The sequence below is a fragment of the Spirulina major PCC 6313 genome, assembly GCF_001890765.1.
Lineage (GTDB): Bacteria > Cyanobacteriota > Cyanobacteriia > Cyanobacteriales > Spirulinaceae > Spirulina > Spirulina major.
The window spans coordinates 1,530,893-1,549,888 of sequence record NZ_KV878783.1 but is presented as its reverse complement, the minus strand read 5'-3'; the positions used below and the strand labels follow the sequence as shown (position 1 = coordinate 1,549,888).

Genomic DNA, 18,996 nt, shown 5'->3' with positions numbered 1-18,996 from the left:
TGCAGTCAAGCCAAGACGATATCTCTAGGGCGGGGCAATGCTTCGTTGGGGTTGTGTCTATCGTTTGATTTGAAACGCATTTCTATTCCCTCGTTGTTTAGCCTCTATCCCTATCATGGTTATGATCGTTTGCCCTGAGTGCCAATTTGAGAACCCTGAAGCGAATAAATTTTGTCAGCGGTGTGGCAGTTCACTAGTAACCCAAACTTGCCCGATTTGTGATTCGGAGGTGAGTTGGACGGCAAAGGATTGCCCGGAATGTGGGGCAATGGTGGCGCAGGAATGGTTGGCGATCGCCTATCCGCTGCAACCCGAACCGGAACAAACCCCCTTCAGTCCCCTTGATGTGTCCGAGCGTTACCAAGCCCTCGTCCCCCCCGAAACCCCCACCAGTGAGATCAGAGTGTGGGACAGTCAACCCCTCCAAAAAACCTATCTCGAAACCTTAATCGAACAGCAAGACGGCAGCGAAACCGCCGCCGCCACCGGCCCCATCGCCGATGACCCCAACATCGAGTTTTGGCGACAGGTGGGTGTGTGTGATCCGGCGATTCCCTATCTCGTTCTGCAAGAATCCCTCAGCCCTGCCATTCCAGTCTTGCAAGATACCTGGCAAAGAGATGGCCATGGGATTATTGTCGTCGAACATCGGGCGGATTGGGATTTACTGATCGATGCTTGGGGCAGTGAGGCGATTCCCTTTTCCCAGTTGCTCTATTGGTTGGACGAAACCCTGCGGCTGTGGTCGGAGTTGGCAAAATTCCACTGCTGTCAAAGTCTTTTGACCGATGAAAACCTCCGCCTCGATGAAGATCAATTGCTCTGTTTTGCCCTCTTGCTCCCCGATCCAGCGGAGCAAGGTGCGCCCCCCCTCAGGGAATTGGGTCAACTGTGGAAACGGCTCTTTTCGGCATCGGGGCGCACCTTGTACGGGCCGATGATGACCCTGCTAGAGCGTCTCAGCGAGGGGGAGATTGAAACCGTTGATCAAGCCCGCACGGAATTGCAAGCGATCGCCCGTCAACAGGAAATCGAAGAAGCCACCCCCACCGCCGACACTGACCCCACCCCCGACCCCGTCAACACCGAAGAAGACCCCGACAAAATGGTGTATCGCGGCATGGGCGATGATATGCCCACCGTCGTACTCCCGATGCAACTGCTGAGTTTGAGCGATGCGGGTTTTACCGACATTGGCCAACAACGGGATCACAACGAAGACCACTTCGGCATTGAAACGAGCACCGTGCGCCGGGAAAATGTCATGAGCAAGCATGTGCAGTCCAACGGGTTGTACATTGTCTGTGATGGCATGGGCGGCCATGCTGCCGGGGAAGTGGCCAGCGCCATGGCGGTCGAAACCCTCCAGCAATATTTCCAAACCCATTGGTCAGACCGATCGCAGCTTCCCAATGAAGACATCATCCGCGAAGGGATTTTGATCACCAATGAAAAACTCTATTCCGTCAACATGAAAAATGCCCGCTCCGGCAGTGGTCGCATGGGGACAACGTTGGTGATGGTGTTGGTGTCGGATATTAATATTGCGATCGCTCACGTCGGCGATAGTCGTGTCTATCGTGTCACCCGTAAACACGGGGTCGAACAACTCACCGTTGATCACGAAGTGGGCCAACGGGAAATCCTACGCGGCGTTGATCCCCAAGATGCCTACGCCCGCCCCGATGCCTACCAACTCACCCAAGCCCTCGGCCCCCGCGATAACGATTACGTCCACCCCGACGTGCAATTTATCGAACTCAACGAAGACACCCTCTTGCTGCTCTGTTCCGATGGCATTTCGGACAATGACCTGATCGAACAGCATTACGCCACCTACCTCACCCCCCTGATCGCCTCGAAAGCCAACCTCGACAGCGGCATTATTGAACTCGTGGATTTCGCCAACGAGTTCAACGGCCATGACAACATCACCGGGGTCGTGATTCGGATTAAGATGCGACCCAATGCGGATCAGTTCTAACGGTTTTTGGGCGTGCGATCGCCCCGCTACCGCCAGACAAGGGAGCAGCGGTCATGCTCGCCAGCGGGATGCACAATGGACTGAACGGCTCACGGTACATTCTTGTTGTTTACGCTCATCATTCCATGCTGATCCTCACCCTATTGGATGGTCGCACGCCGCTCCAGGAATGGAAATTCCGCAATCCGGAGCGCGTCCGGATTGGGCGGGCTGACGATAATGATATTGTCTTGGACTATTCTCAAGAAGTGTCGCGCTACCATGCGGAACTTGTGCCCCACGGGGATCAATGGCGGCTGTTGAGCTATGGGGCCAATGGGACGTTTCTCAATGGTCAATCCGTCCGCGAAAGTTTAGTCACCAACGGGGCACTGATGCAGTTTGCCCGTGGTGGCCCCCGCATTCAGTTTCAACAAACGCGAACCACGGCCCCCCTGACCCCTTGTACCCATCCCAACAATCCTCCCACGGCTTTGTTCTGCATTCATTGTGGCCAAACCCTCTACCAGCCTCAGCAGATTATCCGCCACTACCAAGTGCTGAAAACCTTAGGCCAGGGGGGGATGGGGACGACTTATCTGGCGCGGGATGTGATCCAAAATCAACTCGTGGTGTTGAAGGCGATGAATGCAGATATGGCCCAACTGGCGAAGGCCCAGGAGTTGTTTGCGCGGGAGGTGCGAATTTTACAGGGGTTGAATCATAGCGGGATTCCGCGCTATTACGATTCGTTTAGTGAGGCGGGGAAGACCTATTTGGTGATGGAGTTGGTGCATGGGGTGAATTTGGAGCAGTGGGTGCGGCAATGGGGGGTGGTGTCGCTGCCGGAGGTGGTGGGGTGGATGGTGCAGTTGTGTGAGATTTTGGCCTATCTCCATGGGTTAACGCCGCCCTTGGTGCATCGGGATGTGAAGCCGGCTAATGTGATGGTGCGCAATCGCGATCGCACCCTGGTTTTGCTCGATTTTGGGGCGGTGAAGGAGGTGGGCACACCCTACGGCACACGGATCGGGGCCGAAGGCTATACCGCCCCGGAACAGGATCGCGGTCAACCCTGCCCCCAGTCGGATCTGTTTGCCATCGGCCCGACCTTGACCTATCTGCTGACGGGGAATTCTCCGGTGCAATACTACCGCTTTGACCATCACATCCCCCGCTTTTCGGTGGCCAGTGTGCCGGGGTTGAGTGACGAACTTCGCCAGGTGATTGAACGGGTCACCGCGCCCAAGGTCAGCGATCGCTACCCCGATGCGATCGCCCTGGCTGCGGCGCTCCAGGCTTGTGTTCCCCCCCCAGTCGCCCAGGTCTAAACCCGCTGCCCCAAGCATCTCGATACAATAGGGCTAAATTTTTCCATCCGTGAAGGGACGCGACAACCGATGACGTTTACTGCTGCTTCGATCAATTGGGACGCGATCGCCACTGAATTGGCCGGCATTGAAGCGATCGCCGACCCCAACCAACTCACCAAGCTCTCCCTAGACTACTACGACTTCAGCCCCATCCTCGCCGCGCAATTGGGCCACAAGCGGGCGAACTTGGTGGTGCGTCCCACCACCGAAGCGGAGGTGCTGCGGGTGGCGCAAGTCTGCGTTAACCATCGGATTCCCCTGACGGTGCGCGGCGCGGGAACAGGTAACTATGGGCAATGTATTCCCCTCGATGGCGGGATTGTCGTGGACTTGACGAAACTCAACGCGATCCACTGGCTTAAAGGCGGGGTGGCCTGCGTTGATCCGGGGGTGCGCTTGGCGACGTTTGATAAACAAGCCCGTCCCCAAGGGTGGGAATGGCGGATGTATCCCTCCACCTATCGCACGGCGACGATCGGCGGCTTCATTGGCGGCGGCAGTGGCGGCATCGGCTCGATTACCTACGGACAATTGCGCGATCGCGGCAATCTCCACGCCGTCCGCGTCGTCACCCTCGAAGACACCCCCCGCGTTCTCGAACTGCGCGGCGACGCGGTTCAGCAGGTCAACCACGCCTACGGCACCAATGGCATTATCACCCAATTGGAAGTCCCCCTCGCTCCGGCCTACGATTGGGCCGAAGCGATCGTCACCTTTGACGACTTTGCCGCCGCCGCCCAATTTGGCCAAACCCTCAGCGATGCCGATGCCCTGATTAAAAAATTAGTCAGCATCCACGCCGATCCCATTCCGCAATATTTCGCGGCCTTACAGACCTATATTCCCGCCGGAAAATCCTGCGCCCTCTTGATCCTGGCGGAATCGTCCCTCGCTCCGTTGCAGGATTTGGTGGCAGAATTTAACGGCGCGATCGCCTACACCAAACCCGCCACCGATGCCCAAAAAGGGATCAATCTCGCTGAATTTACCTGGAACCATACCACCCTCCACGCCCGCGCCGTCGATCCCACCTTGACCTATTTGCAAACCTTTTTCTTTACCCTCGAAAATGTGGACAAGATGATCCGTGAGTTTGGGGATGAGGTGATGGTGCATTTGGAGTTTTTGCGGGTCAATGGCAAGGCGATTCCGGCGGGGCTGCAACTGGTGCGCTACTCCACCCCCGAACGCCTCAACGAAATTATTCACTACCACGAAGCGAACGGCTGCGCGATCGCTAACCCCCACACCTACATCCTCGAAGATGGCGGCCGCAAAGTGATCGACCCGGTACAACTCGCCTTTAAAGAACAAGTAGACCCCTACGGTCTGCTCAACCCCGGCAAAATGCGGGCTTGGTTTGAGAAATATCCCCCGACGGCGTAACGCGAGACGATCGACCTGACCCTCGCCTGCGGTTGATCCCCTCTGATCAGGGTAGCGAGGAAGCTCGCACGACAAAGGATTCCAGGCAGGGTAGTGTGAGCCTCTGGCTCACTGATACCTTACCCTCGCCTGCGGTTGATCCCCTCTGATCAGGATAGTGTGAGCCTCTGGCTCACTGATACCCACTCCAGACTCGCAACGTGGGTGATGTATCGGCCGTAGCCCAAAGGTGCTGTGAGCCTCTGGTTCACACATTCGCACCTCAAGACGGCGTTAACCCCTGGGCTTGGAGGATGCTGTGGAATTTTGCACCCCAGCCTTGGGAGAGGTCGAAGAAGCGATCGCGAATTTTCAGACAGGTGCGGTGTTTTTCCTGGTAAAGCTCCGGATCATGGTAGAGCTTCAAGATCGCATCTCCGTAAGCCTGCACATCGTCCGGGGGCACTTCCATCACGGCTTCACGGACATAGTGAATCGCAGGGCAAACCGCCGATGTGATCACCGGACGGCCGGATAAAACCCCTTCGAGCACCACTTGGTTAAACCCTTCCACAAAGCGGGTCGTGGTCGGGACGATCACGACCTGGGCTTGCTCGTATTTTTCGAGGAGAACGGGGCGGCTACAGTGGCCATGGCAGACAAAGCGATCGCTCAATCCCGCCGCAGCGGCCGCCGCTTGCAGCGGTTCGAGATCCGGCCCTGTGCCGCAGAGATCAATCTGAATCGTGGTGTAATTTTCCGCACGGAAACGCTGGGCAATGGTGAGGAGGTCGAAAATGCCTTTGTTCTCGCGCATCCGTCCCACATAGAGAATCTTGAAACAACTCTGATCATGGTGAGGCGGGGCAAAATCGCTGAACTGGTCAGGTTGATAAATCGACAGGAATTGCGTAATGGGCCGGGGTTTACCCTGGGTGAGTTCGTGGATTTGGGCGGTGATATCGGGGGAGGTGGAGAGAATCGCGGTGGCATCTTTGCTAAAGAGGCGGCGATTTAAGGCCCAAATCAGTTTCATGGCCTGACTTTGGGGGCGATATTTAGCCCAAAGCACACAATGATAGGAGGGAACCACTTTAATCCCTAACCAGGCGATGGGGGAGAGGAAGAAGGGAAAAACGCGCCCGCCCTGAATGACGAGCACATCGGGACGGTAGGCGATCGCTTCCCAAATCAAATGCAACCCCGCCCACAATTGCCCCCCATAGTAGAGCAGCGGCGAACTCGTTTCAAAGGGCACGGGACTATGCTTGATTTTGCCGTTACCATCTTGAATCATCCCAGGGCGCTGACAACGAGACAGCACATAAAACTGTGCATTCAAGCTCCGGCAGAGATCAAAAAATTGATAGACAAAGGGCAGCGTGCAATGGTACGGATCAACTTCACCGTTGCGCCAATAGTCATACACACTTGCCGCATCCACCGGGCCAGAGGCATAGAGAATTTTGAGGGGTTTCATGATTGTTTTGTTCAGGGGGTTTAGATCGAAGGCGAATTACTCATCCCACCAGTGGGCCATGATGCTGCTGTCGAGGACATGATTGACGGATTCAATTTCGTCGGGCTTGAGTTTTTTGCGCCAGGCTTGGGCAACGCTCATCGGTGTCCCTTGGATCGCACCCCAAACCGATTCTTTGGTTCCGGCTCGGATTAAGGCTTCAATGTCCGGTGTCCAGGGTTGATCACACATTTCGTACACTTGTCGGGCTGTACCGATGGGGTCATGGGCGAGGTTTTCGTAAAGGATGAGGTGATAATGGGGGAGGCCCTCGCCGGCTTGGTGGATGGTTTCGGTGACATAGCGCCAGAACCACATTTCACTTTCGGCGATGGGCATTGCGTCGATCTTGTCTCCGATGCGATCGCTCCATTCTGGGGATACGGCTAGCACATCCCGGAGGCGGTCTTTGTTGCGTTGGTTAATGCGATCGCGATCGCGCACCGCCAAAAATCGATTCAGCCAGGAATTCAGCCGCCCCCCCGGATGGCGCACAATATGCAGCACGGGAACCTGGGGGCGGTTTTTGAGCAACCACACCGCCACCCGCGCCGCCTGGTTAATCTTCAGCACCGCGTAGGCCTGCTCTAGTTTTTGCTGATCCCCCACCCACCAAGGCATCGGCCATTCTCCCGCCCGCATCCCTGGGAACGCCGTTCGCAAGGCCTGACGAATCTTTGGACGCGCCGGATAATACGCCACCCCCAATTTTTGTGCCCAGGGATGCACATACTGCTTCGGGGTGGCGAGGCGATGATCCCGCTCTCCCATGCGGCTCCCCATCCAAGCCGCAATCTCATCCCAATGGGCAGCCATATCGGTCATGGTGGCCACATCTTGGCCACCCTGCCAGAGGGGAGCGAGTTTTTGGCAGGGGGAATCGTGGACTTCGTTGGGTTCGTTGCGGCAGTAGGTCAGGGGACTCGCATCCAGGATATCAAGGAGCCAGTTTGTCCCGGAGCGACCGTGACCCACAATCAAAGCGTAGTTTTGCATGGAAAAAAGGAATAAGCCAAGTCATTCCTCACCATCATACGTTGCCCGATCCGGACAGAAGTGAGAGATTTACAGAGAGAAAAAGCATCCCCCTGGCTGCCAAACTTAACGGATTACCTGATTCAACCGGAGAACAGGCAAACAGTGCGATCGCAATTCTCAGCGTCATCCCCTAGGATTCACTAGCATGGAACGATGACAGGGTTGTCCACCCCTGGATTCATTCTGCGGCTTTTTCCCTTCCCCCCTAAAATTATGGCTTCGATTAAAAAACGCGCTGTTCGTGGTGCAACCTGGGTCTTATTTGGCTACGGAGCACAACAAATGCTCCGCTTCGTCAATAACCTCATCCTCACCCGTCTGCTCGTCCCGGAATTCTTCGGGCTGATGGCCCTCGCCACCACCCTCCGCATGGGTTTGGAACTCTTTTCCGATGTGGGCGTGAATCAAAGCGTCGTCCAGAGTCCACGGGGAGAAGATCCCACCTTTTTAAACACCGCTTGGACAGTGCAGGTGATTCGGGGGCTAATTTTATGGGGGGTTTGCCTCGCCCTAACGGTTCCCGCTGCTAACTTTTATGGTGATCCCAACTTGCTCCCCCTCCTGCCCCTAGTCGGGTTCACGACTGTCCTGGATGGTGTTCGCTCCAATGCATTTTTCACCCTCAATCGTCGTCTGGAGGTGGGGAAACTGACGATGCTTGAACTGGGCGCAAGTGTGTTGGGGCTAGTGGTGATGATCACTTGGGCGTGGCTGAGTCCGACCATTTGGGCCCTGGCCCTAGGGGGGTTAGCGGGAACGTTGTGTAAAACCATTGGCAGTTATTGCTTTTTTAAAGAGCCGTTACCGCGTTGGCAGCTTGACCGGGAATCCTTAGAGGAATTGGCCTCCTTTGGGCGGTGGATTTTTGTGGCGGCAATCATGATGTTTTTGGCCGAGCAGTCCGATCGCCTCATTTTGGCGAAGTTGCTGCCGTTTTCTATGTTGGGGGTGTATACGATCGCCTACACGATGGCTAATATTCCCCGCAAACTTTTAAAACGCCTCAGCACGAAGGTCATCTTCCCGGCCATTTCCCAAAATAACGGACTCCCCAGGGCGCAACTGGTGCGCAAAATTCAGCGACAGCGGTGGCCGTTGTTGTTAGGTTCTGGGCTAGGGGTGGCGATTTTTATGGCGTTTGGGGATTTGGTGATTTTGGCGCTCTATGATGATCGCTACGATCAGGCGGCCTGGATGTTGCCGGTTTTGTCGGTGGGGATCTGGTTTGCGGTGCTGTTTTATACCCATAGCCCAGCGTTGTTGGCGGTGGGCAAGCCGGTGTACAACGCCTACAGCAATTTTGCGAGTTTATTGGTGATGGCGGTGGGTGTGCCCTTGGCATATACCTGGGGGGGGCTGCCCTGGGCGATCGCGATTATTTCCTTGAGTGATTTTTTCCCCTATCTGGTGTCGTTGTATGGCTTGAAGCAAGAGCAAATGCTCTGTTTGCGCCAAGATTTTCTGAGTACGGTGTTTTGTGTGGGGATGTTGGGGGTGATGTTGGTGCTGCGCTATGGGGCGGATTGGGGAATGCCCCTCGATCTAATGTTTGAAACCTATTATTGAATGAGGGCGAAACCATAGACGACGGAGGAAACAAGCGTGCTCAAGGGATATCGGTGGAGTGGTGTTGCGATCGCAGTTCTCCTGATTGCCTTGATCTGGCGGGGGGGCTGGCTCTTGGGTGTGGCATCGATGTCTACTCCGACCGCCCCGATTCAGGTATATCCAGTGGATGGGACGCTGGTGGCGGTGGAATTTAACCTCGGTGCTGTGGTTCACGCTCAGCAAACACCGTACCAACCGGAACCGGGCGATCGCATCGTGACACGGGATGATCAGCCCTGGGTACGGCGCAATAAAACCCTCATCGGTAACCTCGTCGGCCCCAATCACGATCTTCTCTATGGCTTTGATCGCTACGAGGGCGATCGCCTCGACCCCAACTGGGCCGACCAAAGCAATCACTATCGCCTCGCCTCCGAGAATGATCCGAACTATCGCCAAGCCCGTCAACCGGGGGCGGTGTTTCGCAAAAGCAAGCCGACGGACATGGCCCAACTCAGCCGGGGCGAACTGGATTGGCCCGTGCGCCATCGGCTCTATCTCCGCTTTTCCCAGCCGTTAAGCGTTGGCAAAACCTATACCCTGTCCTTTGAGCGATCGCCCCTGGCCTTATCTGCGGTCACGTTCCGCTACGATCCCCAACGGCAATGGAGCGAGGCGGTGCATGTGTCGCAGTTGGGGTTTCGACCGGATGATCCGGTGAAAGTGGGGTTTTTGTCGTTGTGGGTGGGCAACGGGGGGGGCTGGTCCTATCCGGAGGGTTTGGAGTTTACGGTGGTGGCGGCGGGGAGCGATCGCATTCAATTCACCGGCCAGGCGCAATTAACCAAAACGGCGACGGAATCCGAAGATCCCCGCGATCGCAACTATACCCTCACCGATGTCTACAGCCTCGACTTTAGTAACCTCCGCACCCCCGGCCGCTATCGCCTCTGTGTGGCAACCGTGGGCTGTTCGCTGCCCTTTGCGATCGCCCCTGACATTTGGAAAACGGCCTACCGCACCGTGGCCCGTGGTTTCTACCATCAACGCAGCGGCATCCCCCTCACCCAGCCCTACACCGATTGGACACGCCCCCGTCCCTTCCACCCCGACGACACCCCCATCTACCAAGCCCGCACCACCCTCATGGAAACCACCATGGGACTTGGGGATGAAAGCGTTTTTGAAGCCTTACAAGCTGAAACCAGCACAACCCCCGTGCCGGAAGCCTGGGGGGGGTATTTTGATGCGGGGGATTGGGATCGCCGGATTCAGCACCTCGAAGCCACCCGCCTACAGTTGGAACTCGTCGAAATTGCGCCCCGCATTACCCAACTGGGCTTGAACATTCCCCAGGACTACCCCAGCCTGCCCGACTTGGTGAATGAAGCCCTGTGGAATCTGGACTTTTTCCGGCGCTTGCAACTGCCCAATGGGGGCGTGCGTGGTGGGATTGAATCGAGTTCCCATCCCCATCGCGGTGAAGCCAGTTGGCAGAATACCCTACCGACCTATGTGTATGGGCCGGATCTGTGGTCGAGTTATCTCTATGCGGGGGGGGCGGCGCAGGTGGCAACGATCCTTCAGGATCGCGCCCCTGACTTGGCCCAAACCTATCGCCGCAGTGCGATCGCCGCCATGACCTACGCCGAAGCCGCCCGCACCGATCCCGCCGCTGCCCATGGCTTAAACCCCCTCCCCCACCAGGTTAACGATGCCCGCAACCTCGCCGCCGTCGAACTCTACCGCCTCACCGGGGAATCCCGTTGGCATGATCTTTTTCTACAAACCACGGTGTTTGATGATCCCGACGCGCCAACCCTGCAGTGGGCTAGCCATCATCAACGGGATGCGGCCTTTGTCTATGCTCGTTTGCGCGATCGCCCCGCTGACTCCCGCGTGCAACGCCAGGCCCGCCGCGCCCTGATCAAAGAAGCGGATCTTGTCCTGGCTTTTTCCCAACAAACGGGCTTTCGCTGGGCGAAGGATGACCCCTATCAGCCCATTGGCTGGGGCAGTAGTTTCGGCGCTCCGAAAGCGATCGCCCTGATTCGGGCCCATGTGTTAACGGGTCAAGAACAGTATTATCGAGGTGCGATCGTCGTCAGTCAATTCGCCCTCGGAGCCAACCCCGACAACATCACCACCATTACCGGCCTCGGTCATCACCCCCCCCAAAACCCCCTCATTATCGATGCCCGCATCCAAGCCCAAGCCCCACCCCCCGGCATCCCCATCTACGGCCCCCTCGATGTCGTTAAATACAGCCATTACTGGACCTTCGACCGCTTCCGCCCCGTCACCTTCCCCGACCCCAGCCAATGGCCCACCACCGAGGCCTACTTTGATATTTTTCTCTTTCCCGCCGTCACAGAATTCACGATCGCACAGTCCATGGGCCCCACCACCTACGCTTGGGGCTACCTGGCCGCCACCGATCCCCCAAGGAGTGTGAGTCTCTTGCCCGCTGGTGATTCATAGGGCGATCGCACGTCCGGCGAGCCAGCCCGTCGTCCAGGCATTTTGGAAATTAAACCCCCCCGTTACCCCGTCCACATCAAGCACTTCCCCAGCGAAATAAAGACCCGGACAGCGACGACTGGCCAAGGTTTTAAAGTCCACTTCTTTTAACTCCACGCCGCCACAGGTAACAAATTCCTCCTTAAACACCCCTTTGCCGGTGATGTGATACTGGCCTTGGGTGAGTTCGCGGGCGAGGCTGAGGAGTTCGGCTTTGCTCAGGTGGGCCCAGAGTTGATCGGGGTTGGCGAGGTTGAGGGCAACGAAGCGCTGCCAGAGGCGTTTCGGGAGGGGAACCGGGGGGGCGGTGCTAACTTTGCGCTTGGGGGTGGCGTGTTTGGTGGCAGCGAGGATCTGGCGGAGGCTGTCGGGGGTTTCGCCGGGACACCAGTTAATCGTTAAGGGGGCGTGATAGCGCTGGTCATGGAGGTGTCGCGCTCCCCAGGCGGAGAGCTTGAGGACGGCGGGGCCGCTTAGACCCCAATGGGTGATCAGTAGGGGGCCGGTTTGTTGCAGTTTGGTTTTGCCGGGGCCGAGGGTGACGATCGCCGGATCGACGCTGACCCCGGCGAGATCTCGCAGGCGCGGATCATTGAGTTTGAAGGTGAAGAGGGAGGGCACGGGGGGGATCAGGGTATGGCCGAGGGACTCGATCCAACGGTAGGCGAGGCGATTGGAACCCGTGGCGAGGAGGAGGCGATCGCAGTCCCACCGTTCCTGCTTTAACTGGATCTGCCAGCGATCGCGCCGCTCGATGCCGCGCACGGGGGTTTTTAAACGCACCTGTACCCCTGCCGCTCGTGCAGTGTGGATGAGGCAATCTGCGATCGTCGCGGCATCGTCGGTGATCGGGAACATCCGGCCATCGGCCTCGGTTTTTAACGGCACCCCCCGCGCCGCAAACCAAGCCACCGTATCCTCTGGCTGAAACCGCGAAAACGCCCCCCGCAACGCCCGCCCCCCCCGTGGATACTGCTGCACCAACTGGGCCGGATCAAAACAATGGTGCGTCACATTGCACCGGCCGCCGCCGGAAATGCGGACTTTCCCCAGGGGTTCCGGGGCAGCCTCGAAGATCGTCACCTCGGCCTGAGGGTTCGTTAACGCCGCTGTAATCGCCCCAAAAAATCCCGCCGCGCCGCCGCCGATCACACCAATGCGCATGGATGCAATCCTCACCCTTTCACCGCCCACACCCGGATCGTATTGTCGCGGCTACCGCTGACGATCGTGCGGCCGTCGGGACTGATGGCCACAGAGCGGATCAGGTCGGTGTGACCCATTAAGGTGTTGAGGTGTTCGCCGCTGTCAAAGTCCCAGATTCTCAAGGTCGCATCGCGGCTGCCGCTGATGATCGTTTTGCCGTCGGGGCTGATGGCGATGGAGGTGACGGATTGGCTGTGGCCGCGCAGGGTGCGGAGGACATGGCCGGTGCGCAGATCCCAAATTTTGATCGTGCGATCGCGACTCCCACTCACCACATATTGACCATTGGTGGTCACCACCACCGAGCGAATCTCATCGGTATGGCCCCAGAGGGTGTTTAGGGTTTTGCGCGTTTCCAGATCCCAAACTTTAATCGTGTGGTCGCGACTGCCGCTCACCACCTTATCCCCCTTGGGCGTGATCGCGAGATCCGTCACCCCTTTGGAATAGCCCACTAAACTCCCTTTCACTTTACCCGTGGGCAGATCCCACAGCTTAATTTCCCGACTGCGCCGAATGAAGTTAATCAACGACAACAGGGGCGAGGTGGTTTTTGAGGGGAGATAACTAAGCAGCCCGGAAAGGCCGGTTTCAAATTCCGGCTTGGCGGTTTGGTCGGCACTGGCACTGATGATCACGCTGCCGTCTGGGCTGAGGGCGACGACGTAGATTTTATGGTGGGCATCACCGCTAATCGCTTGAATTTCCGTGCCGTTGTGAATGTCCCAAATCCGGATCGTGTTGTCGGTGCTGCTGCTGATGATGTGGTCGCCGTCGGGACTGATGGCGATGGAGAGGACAGAGGCGGCATGGCCGGTGATCGTGCCGGTTTCGCGGCCGGTGCGCAGATCCCAGGTTTTGATCGTGCTGTCTTTGCTGCCGCTGACGAGGGTGCGGTTATCTTGAGCGATCGCCACCGTCTGCACCCAATGGGAATGGCCCGTAATGACGCTGATGCACTCCACCTCTAACCAGGCTTGCTGGGCGAGGGGGCGGGCGTGTTTGGACTTGCGCAACTGTTCTTTAATCAACTGTTCCGCTGCGTCACGCACTGGCCCCGCTTCGTCTCGCAGGGCATTGATCACCAGATCATAACCTTCTTCTCCGTAGTCCAAGGCATCCCGGAGGGCGGCGTTTCGTTCGGACTCAAGACGGCTTTCAAACCGCATCTTCACTTCATCAAACCCCAACAGCGTCACCATGCCCTCTTGGAGCAGGGTGGGTTTGGTGTCAGGATTTTCAAAGGAAAAGCGCGGAAACTGGGCCGGGTCAATCTCTTGCTTGTCTTCGAGGACGGTATATTCGGGGCTGTCGTTGAGCACATCGACATCATCACCATCATCAGCCTTTTCCGCATCCTCGGAGGCTAAGGCCGCATCCAGTTGTTGTTCGAGGCGGTTGGCAATGGGGGGGCTGGTTTGCTTATCTGCCAGGATGGTGTTTTCTGCGTCGGGGGTGGCCAGGGTGAAATCATCGAGCGCGGCGAAGGGGTCACCTGGATCGGTGGGGGGAGGGGCGGGCGATCGCGTCTCGCCTAACACCGTATTCTCCTCGGTATCCGGTTCGAGTTGATCCGAGGGGTCAAACTGAATTTCTCCCAGGGGCGCGATCGGATGATCATCCGCATCTAGGAGGGGATCGGGCATCGGCGTGACCGCATCGGGTTCCCAGCTTGAAAGATCAAACTCAAAATCATTCCCTAGGGTGAAATCATCCCCGGTTCCGGCAACATCGGCAGTGTCAGCCCCGACCGTAAGCTGAGATTCCCCCTCGTCTTCCCCGGCTAACGGTATCTCTGCATCGGGCTGGTCGCTTGGGGTATAGGCCAGGGCCGGATCAATAATCGGGTCGGGGATGGGGGCGGGATCTGGCTCGGCGAGAAAGTCTGAGGCGGCATCGCTGGCGTTCGTCGCGGCCATCGAGTCCGCTGGTATCTCTGCAAAGGGATGATCCAACCCTAAATCTAGGGGGGCCAGATCATCGGAGGGGGGTTCAGGGTCGGGGGTGAGGAAGAGATCGTCGGTTTCGTCCTCTGCATCGAGTTTGCGGGGCGGAATGGCGGCGGGCCGGGTGAGAAAACTAGAAAGATCTTCGTCCTCAAAGGGGTGCTCGTCTTCGTCGAGGTCAAAGGCTGAGGGGGACGGCGCGATCGCTGGCTCCTGATTCCAAAAGGCCTCTGGGTTAAACTCCAACGGCACGTCATCGGTGGCCGATTCCGGCGCGTCATCCGGGGCGGACGGCTGATCAACGCCAAAATCGCCAAAGACAGTATCCTCCACCGAATCGGGTGCCACGGTGAGATCCGCAGCGGGAACGACGGCAGACGGACGCGGGACTGGCGCGATCGCCTCATCCTCCTCGTAAAACTCCCCCACCGGCGGCGCACTAAACATCCCCCCCCGGCTAAACTCTGAACTCAACGCAGGCGAATTAACCAAATCCTCCGGTTCTAGCTCCAGGTCAGGCGGGGTCTGGGTGTCGCGGGTGTAGGGGGTGGGAACGGCAGGATCAGACGGGGCTGGGGTGGACTGCACCTCTGAGGCTTGGGGCCGGATGAACGGCTGAGTAAACCCGGAGGTGGGGTCAAAGGGTGGCTGTTCGAGGTCGTGGGGTAAGGCCTCAAAATCATCAATGAGTTGCAGTTCTTCGGGGAGGTCGAGGGTCTCGGACGCTTCAGCGGAGGCCATAAAATCATCCAACCCCGCAAAGGGATCATCCCCCTCTGGCTGTTCTGCCGCTAAATTTCCAAAATCCACATAGTCTTCAAAGGCATTTTCTAGATCGGTGGGGTCGAGATCCTCAACGGGTGTTGGGTCTGTGGGGGGAATCGTTGGGGGATTGTCCGCGATCGCTGGAATCACCGGGGCTGGCGGAACAGTGGGGGGGTGTGGTGGAGGTTTAGGAGCGGAGAATTTCGGTGGAGGTTCAGGTATGGGGGGCGCGATCGCAGGTTCTACCGCTTTTTTTACCGCTTTGGGGGCGTTCTTCTGTGGGTTGAGAGCCTTCGCTTTTTGGATTGCAGTTTTAACGGCGCGTTTGAGTTGCGATCGCTCAAAGGGTTTATCCAGAACCTCCACCGCTGCGTAGACCGGCTCCGTGAGATCCGGATCTTGACGCTGGGAACCCCGCATCACCACCAGGGGAATATGTTGAAAATCTGAATCGGCTTTCAAGTGAGCCACCACATCCCAACCGCTCACCTTCGCCAGCGCCGCATTGAGCAAAATAAACCGAATCCGCCCCCGTTCTTGGTGAATCAGAGCTAGCCCTGACTCGCCATCACTAGCCTCCGCAATTTCATAGCTGCCGGGGGGGAGTAGTCGGCGCAATTTGCTGCGGACAACACTATCACCATCTAATATGAGGACTTTGTGACTCGCCATGGGTCTTTCAAAGACTCGAAATGCAAGGGACAGATTGGGAGCCTAATTTTGGATACATTAACCCTCAGTAGACCCACCAATAACAATAGTAGGCCGTTCATTCCAGATCGCGACGGAACCCCAGGATTTTAACCCAGGCCATTGCTCATCTATGGCGTGCTTCACACCATCCACCCCACGCTTAACCGCGCCCACCACAACAGAATGAGGAGTGCGATCGCCACCCCATCCCCCCAGCGCAACTGCAACCGATGCCACTGCACCCGATGCTCGTTCGGCGCAGTGAACCCCCGCACATTCATCGCCAGGGCAATCTGTTCGGCCCGCAATAACAAATTCTCAATCAACCGCTCCGCCACCACCAGCCAGATCTGTATCGTCTGTTTCAGCCCAATTTTTTTCCAATTAATCGCCCGCGTGCGCACCGATCGCGTCAAATTTTGCACCTCTTCCAGCACCAACGGAATGAACCGCAACGCCAACGTCAACGTCAACAAAATTTCCGTAATCGGAATCTTAAAGCGGTTCAATGGGTCAAGTAATTGTTCGAGGCCCGTGGTAATTTCTTCGGGAGCCGTCACCAACAGATAAAGGCTCGTGCTGTAAACCAAGGTAAACAAAAGGGTTGTAAAACGGGTCGCCAAATCCAGAGAATGCCGCGTCACGGTAATGCGTCCCACCGACAACACCACATAGTCGTAGGGCGTGGGCTGAATGTCGCGATAGTCGCCAAATTGGTAGCCCGTGGCGGTGATATCTGACAATTCTGCCCCGACGAGGCGGGGCTGACTCGTGAGGGCAAGACCATCATCAAAAATACAGGTAATCACAAACGCTAACCCCGCCACGATCAAGAGCCAGCCCATTTGCTGCTTCCAGGCCCGCCAGGGAATCCGCGCCGTCAGGGTTAAGAGAATCAACAACCCCACCAGGGCAATCCGACAGGCATTATTCGCCAAAATCGGCGCGAGCAAAAATGTCATCAACCACCCCAACTTCACACGCGGATCGAGGTGGTGCAGCCAGGTGACGGGCTGTTCAAGATAAAGACCAATAGGGAGCGATCGCAATAAGTCCATAACAGTATCCAAGCAGAATCGCGCCCAGACACCGACCGCGATTTACCAATTAACCCTCCCTACTGTAGTCCATTGCTCGAATTCCGTGACACGGGCAGCGATGCGATCGCCCCCTTTACCCATGAGATAATATAGAAGTACTACCGCTCAGCAAGAATTGTCATGATTGCGAATCCCCACGATCTCCAACTCTCAGCAGCAGAATACCTCGCCCACGAACAGGACAGCCCGATCAAACACGAATACCGCGCTGGCGAAATCTACGCGATGGCAGGCGCAAGTGAAGCCCATGTCACCATTGCGGGTAACATTTTCGCGTTGCTCCGCAGCCATGTACGAGGTTCCGGCTGTCGGGTTTACATGGCAGATATGAAAACGCGCATCGACGCGACTAATTGTTATTACTATCCCGATGTTTTGGTGACCTGTGATGAGCGCGATCGCGCCTTAAAACAATTCAAGCAACACCCCTGTCTAATCATTGAAGTCCTATCCCCAGAAACTGAGGCTTGCGATCGTGGCGATAAATTCTTTGATTATCAACAGATTGAAACCCTACAAGAATACGTCGTCATCAGCCAAACCCAGCCACGAGTCAATATATTCCGACGCGATCAATCAGGACTCTGGACATTACAATTTTACGAACCCGACACCCCCGTCCATCTCCAAAGTATTGATTTCAAAATCAGTTTTGAGCAACTCTATGAAGATGTAGTTTTTGAGGAACCCGATGAAGTAGGGCAACCGAGTGATCAAGAATAGAATGTGTTGGGGTTTATTGAGGATGGTAACACCCCTGTAGGGGCGCAACACTTGCGCCCAAATTGCACCCAATTTGCGCTCAATATTTGTAAATAGGTGTGCGGCAATCATCGGGGGGTTTGGATGGACGTGATCGGGTTGGTGCGATCGGGCGGATGCGATCGGGCGCAACGCTTGCGCCCCTACAGAAGTCTGGTTCAGAACACCAAATCGAGGGATAATTTTGTGAATTCGGTATGGCGTTGAGGATGTTCTTTATCCTGTAGCCACTGTTCTGGATTCTGTTGGATGTAGTTTCGGATGGAGTGTAATGCAGTGTCGTCTCGGATGATTGTTTCGTAATAGTTGCGCTGCCAGATCGGTAATTCAGAATGCTCTCGGAGTTGATTGATTTGGCGGGTGACGCTGCTTTTAAATCCGGCGATAAATGAGCCTAATTCGTTGCGCGATCGCCCCCATCCTTGGTGTGGGGTTGCGCAGGGTCTGGGCGCAAGCGTTGCGCCCCTACGGGTTTTGGTTTCGAGCAACCAGACAATGCCATGCAGATGATTCGGCATCACAACCCAAGCATCTAGCTTCACGTTATCCCGAATTTGAGGCGATTTTAACCATTCGTGGGCAACCAAGTTCCCGATTTGATTGCGATACATTGTGCCGTTGCGGACTTCTCCGAACCAACATTGTTTTTTGTAGGTGCAGATGGTGACAAAATATGCTCCAGGTTGGGTGTAGTCGTAACCCCGCAGACGAATGGATTGGCGATGGTGGATTTTGGGGTTGTATTTCATGGCGATGGGCGGCGCATGGGACAACGGGTTTATTGTACTCGCGGGGGCGCGATCGGGCAGATCGCATTCATCCCCACGGGTGATGTGAATTTTGGTAGGGGCGCAACGTTTGTGCCCAATGGTTAAACGGGATGGGGAATTGATGGGTTTGCGGTGTGATGGGTGTGGGCGGATGATGTGAATTTTGGTAGGGGCGCAACGCTTGCGCCCAATGGTTTTGCGAAATGGGGAAACGATGGATGGGGAATTGGCGGATTTGTGGCGTGGTGGGTTTGGGCGGATGCGATCCGCCCCTACGGGTGGTATGAATTTTGAATATGTGTAGGGGCGCAACGCTTGCGCCCTCTTGCGTCTTGGGGTGGGGGTGATGAAGAAAATGCACCGCTGCGGGGAGGGTTTGGGCGGCGGTACGTTGGGGTTTATGGGGTTGTATTCTTTTGTGTTAAGAA

Annotated in this window: 12 protein-coding genes; 6 read left to right on the top strand and 6 right to left on the bottom strand. The window is 56.6% G+C overall.

All coding sequences use genetic code 11. The annotated features are described in order from the left end of the window. Nucleotides 1-115 precede the first annotated feature (115 nt). The 3 genes from SPI6313_RS06645 to SPI6313_RS06635 all read left to right on the top strand — a co-directional run bounded on the left by SPI6313_RS06645 (nt 116) and on the right by SPI6313_RS06635 (nt 4,722). Nucleotides 116-1,984: a serine/threonine phosphatase gene (locus SPI6313_RS06645; protein ID WP_217650518.1), complete on the top strand. Its 1,869-nt coding sequence runs from the start codon at nt 116-118 to the stop codon at nt 1,982-1,984. A 125-nt stretch (nt 1,985-2,109) separates the two neighbouring features. After that, on the top strand, nt 2,110-3,294 hold the full coding sequence (locus SPI6313_RS06640; RefSeq protein ID WP_072620293.1) for an FHA domain-containing serine/threonine-protein kinase: 1,185 nt from the start codon (nt 2,110-2,112) through the stop codon (nt 3,292-3,294). 69 nt (nt 3,295-3,363) lie between these two features. Then, the gene (locus SPI6313_RS06635) at nt 3,364-4,722 is read left to right on the top strand and encodes an FAD-binding oxidoreductase (RefSeq protein ID WP_072620292.1); all 1,359 of its coding nucleotides are present in this window, start codon (nt 3,364-3,366) and stop codon (nt 4,720-4,722) included. A gap of 262 nt (nt 4,723-4,984) precedes the next feature. Here SPI6313_RS06635 and SPI6313_RS06630 read toward each other — a convergent pair whose 3' ends face one another. Then, nucleotides 4,985-6,181: a glycosyltransferase family 4 protein gene (locus tag SPI6313_RS06630; protein ID WP_072620291.1), complete on the bottom strand. Its 1,197-nt coding sequence runs from the start codon at nt 6,179-6,181 to the stop codon at nt 4,985-4,987. Nucleotides 6,182-6,217: 36 nt separating this feature from the next. Then, nucleotides 6,218-7,216 carry a sulfotransferase gene (locus SPI6313_RS06625; RefSeq protein ID WP_072620290.1) on the bottom strand — a complete coding sequence of 333 codons (999 nt, stop codon included), beginning with the start codon at nt 7,214-7,216 and terminating at the stop codon, nt 6,218-6,220. A gap of 255 nt (nt 7,217-7,471) precedes the next feature. Here SPI6313_RS06625 and SPI6313_RS06620 point away from each other — a divergent pair, with 255 nt between their 5' ends. Continuing rightward, nucleotides 7,472-8,824, top strand: a complete 1,353-nt coding sequence (locus tag SPI6313_RS06620; protein ID WP_072620289.1) for an oligosaccharide flippase family protein — start codon at nt 7,472-7,474, stop codon at nt 8,822-8,824. 36 nt (nt 8,825-8,860) lie between these two features. After that, a complete protein-coding gene (locus SPI6313_RS06615; protein ID WP_072620288.1) occupies nt 8,861-11,287 on the top strand; it encodes a glycoside hydrolase family 9 protein in 2,427 nt (808 codons plus the stop codon). Here SPI6313_RS06615 and SPI6313_RS06610 read toward each other — a convergent pair. From SPI6313_RS06610 to SPI6313_RS06595, 3 genes are all read right to left on the bottom strand, one after another. Beyond that, nucleotides 11,282-12,490 (bottom strand): BaiN/RdsA family NAD(P)/FAD-dependent oxidoreductase, encoded by a 1,209-nt coding sequence (locus SPI6313_RS06610; RefSeq protein WP_072620287.1) that lies wholly within the window; start codon nt 12,488-12,490, stop codon nt 11,282-11,284. The genes SPI6313_RS06615 and SPI6313_RS06610 overlap by 6 nt on opposite strands. A gap of 11 nt (nt 12,491-12,501) precedes the next feature. Then, on the bottom strand, nt 12,502-15,915 hold the full coding sequence (locus SPI6313_RS22250) for a response regulator (protein ID WP_084668925.1): 3,414 nt from the start codon (nt 15,913-15,915) through the stop codon (nt 12,502-12,504). Between the two features lie 161 nt (nt 15,916-16,076). Continuing rightward, nucleotides 16,077-16,994, bottom strand: a complete 918-nt coding sequence (locus SPI6313_RS06595) for a CbiQ family ECF transporter T component (RefSeq protein WP_072620286.1) — start codon at nt 16,992-16,994, stop codon at nt 16,077-16,079. Nucleotides 16,995-17,156: 162 nt separating this feature from the next. On the opposite strand from SPI6313_RS06595, the gene SPI6313_RS06590 reads away from it, so the two are divergent. Beyond that, entirely contained in the window at nt 17,157-17,759 is a 603-nt protein-coding gene (locus SPI6313_RS06590) for a Uma2 family endonuclease (RefSeq protein WP_072620285.1), read from the top strand. 197 nt (nt 17,760-17,956) lie between these two features. Here SPI6313_RS06590 and SPI6313_RS06585 read toward each other — a convergent pair whose 3' ends face one another. Continuing rightward, complete coding sequence (locus tag SPI6313_RS06585) at nt 17,957-18,547, bottom strand: transposase (RefSeq protein WP_072620284.1); 591 nt, start codon at nt 18,545-18,547, stop codon at nt 17,957-17,959. Between the last annotated feature and the right edge of the window lie 449 nt (nt 18,548-18,996).

Coding starts and splice junctions, on each gene's coding strand:
- SPI6313_RS06620 (WP_072620289.1), top strand. CDS start 7,472: ATGGCTTCGATTAAAAAACGCGCTGTTCGTGGTGCAACCTGGGTCTTA.
- SPI6313_RS22250 (WP_084668925.1), bottom strand. CDS start 15,915: ATGGCGAGTCACAAAGTCCTCATATTAGATGGTGATAGTGTTGTCCGC.
- SPI6313_RS06590 (WP_072620285.1), top strand. CDS start 17,157: ATGATTGCGAATCCCCACGATCTCCAACTCTCAGCAGCAGAATACCTC.
- SPI6313_RS06630 (WP_072620291.1), bottom strand. CDS start 6,181: ATGAAACCCCTCAAAATTCTCTATGCCTCTGGCCCGGTGGATGCGGCA.
- SPI6313_RS06635 (WP_072620292.1), top strand. CDS start 3,364: ATGACGTTTACTGCTGCTTCGATCAATTGGGACGCGATCGCCACTGAA.
- SPI6313_RS06625 (WP_072620290.1), bottom strand. CDS start 7,216: ATGCAAAACTACGCTTTGATTGTGGGTCACGGTCGCTCCGGGACAAAC.
- SPI6313_RS06645 (WP_217650518.1), top strand. CDS start 116: ATGGTTATGATCGTTTGCCCTGAGTGCCAATTTGAGAACCCTGAAGCG.
- SPI6313_RS06585 (WP_072620284.1), bottom strand. CDS start 18,547: ATGAAATACAACCCCAAAATCCACCATCGCCAATCCATTCGTCTGCGG.
- SPI6313_RS06595 (WP_072620286.1), bottom strand. CDS start 16,994: ATGGACTTATTGCGATCGCTCCCTATTGGTCTTTATCTTGAACAGCCC.
- SPI6313_RS06640 (WP_072620293.1), top strand. CDS start 2,110: ATGCTGATCCTCACCCTATTGGATGGTCGCACGCCGCTCCAGGAATGG.
- SPI6313_RS06610 (WP_072620287.1), bottom strand. CDS start 12,490: ATGCGCATTGGTGTGATCGGCGGCGGCGCGGCGGGATTTTTTGGGGCG.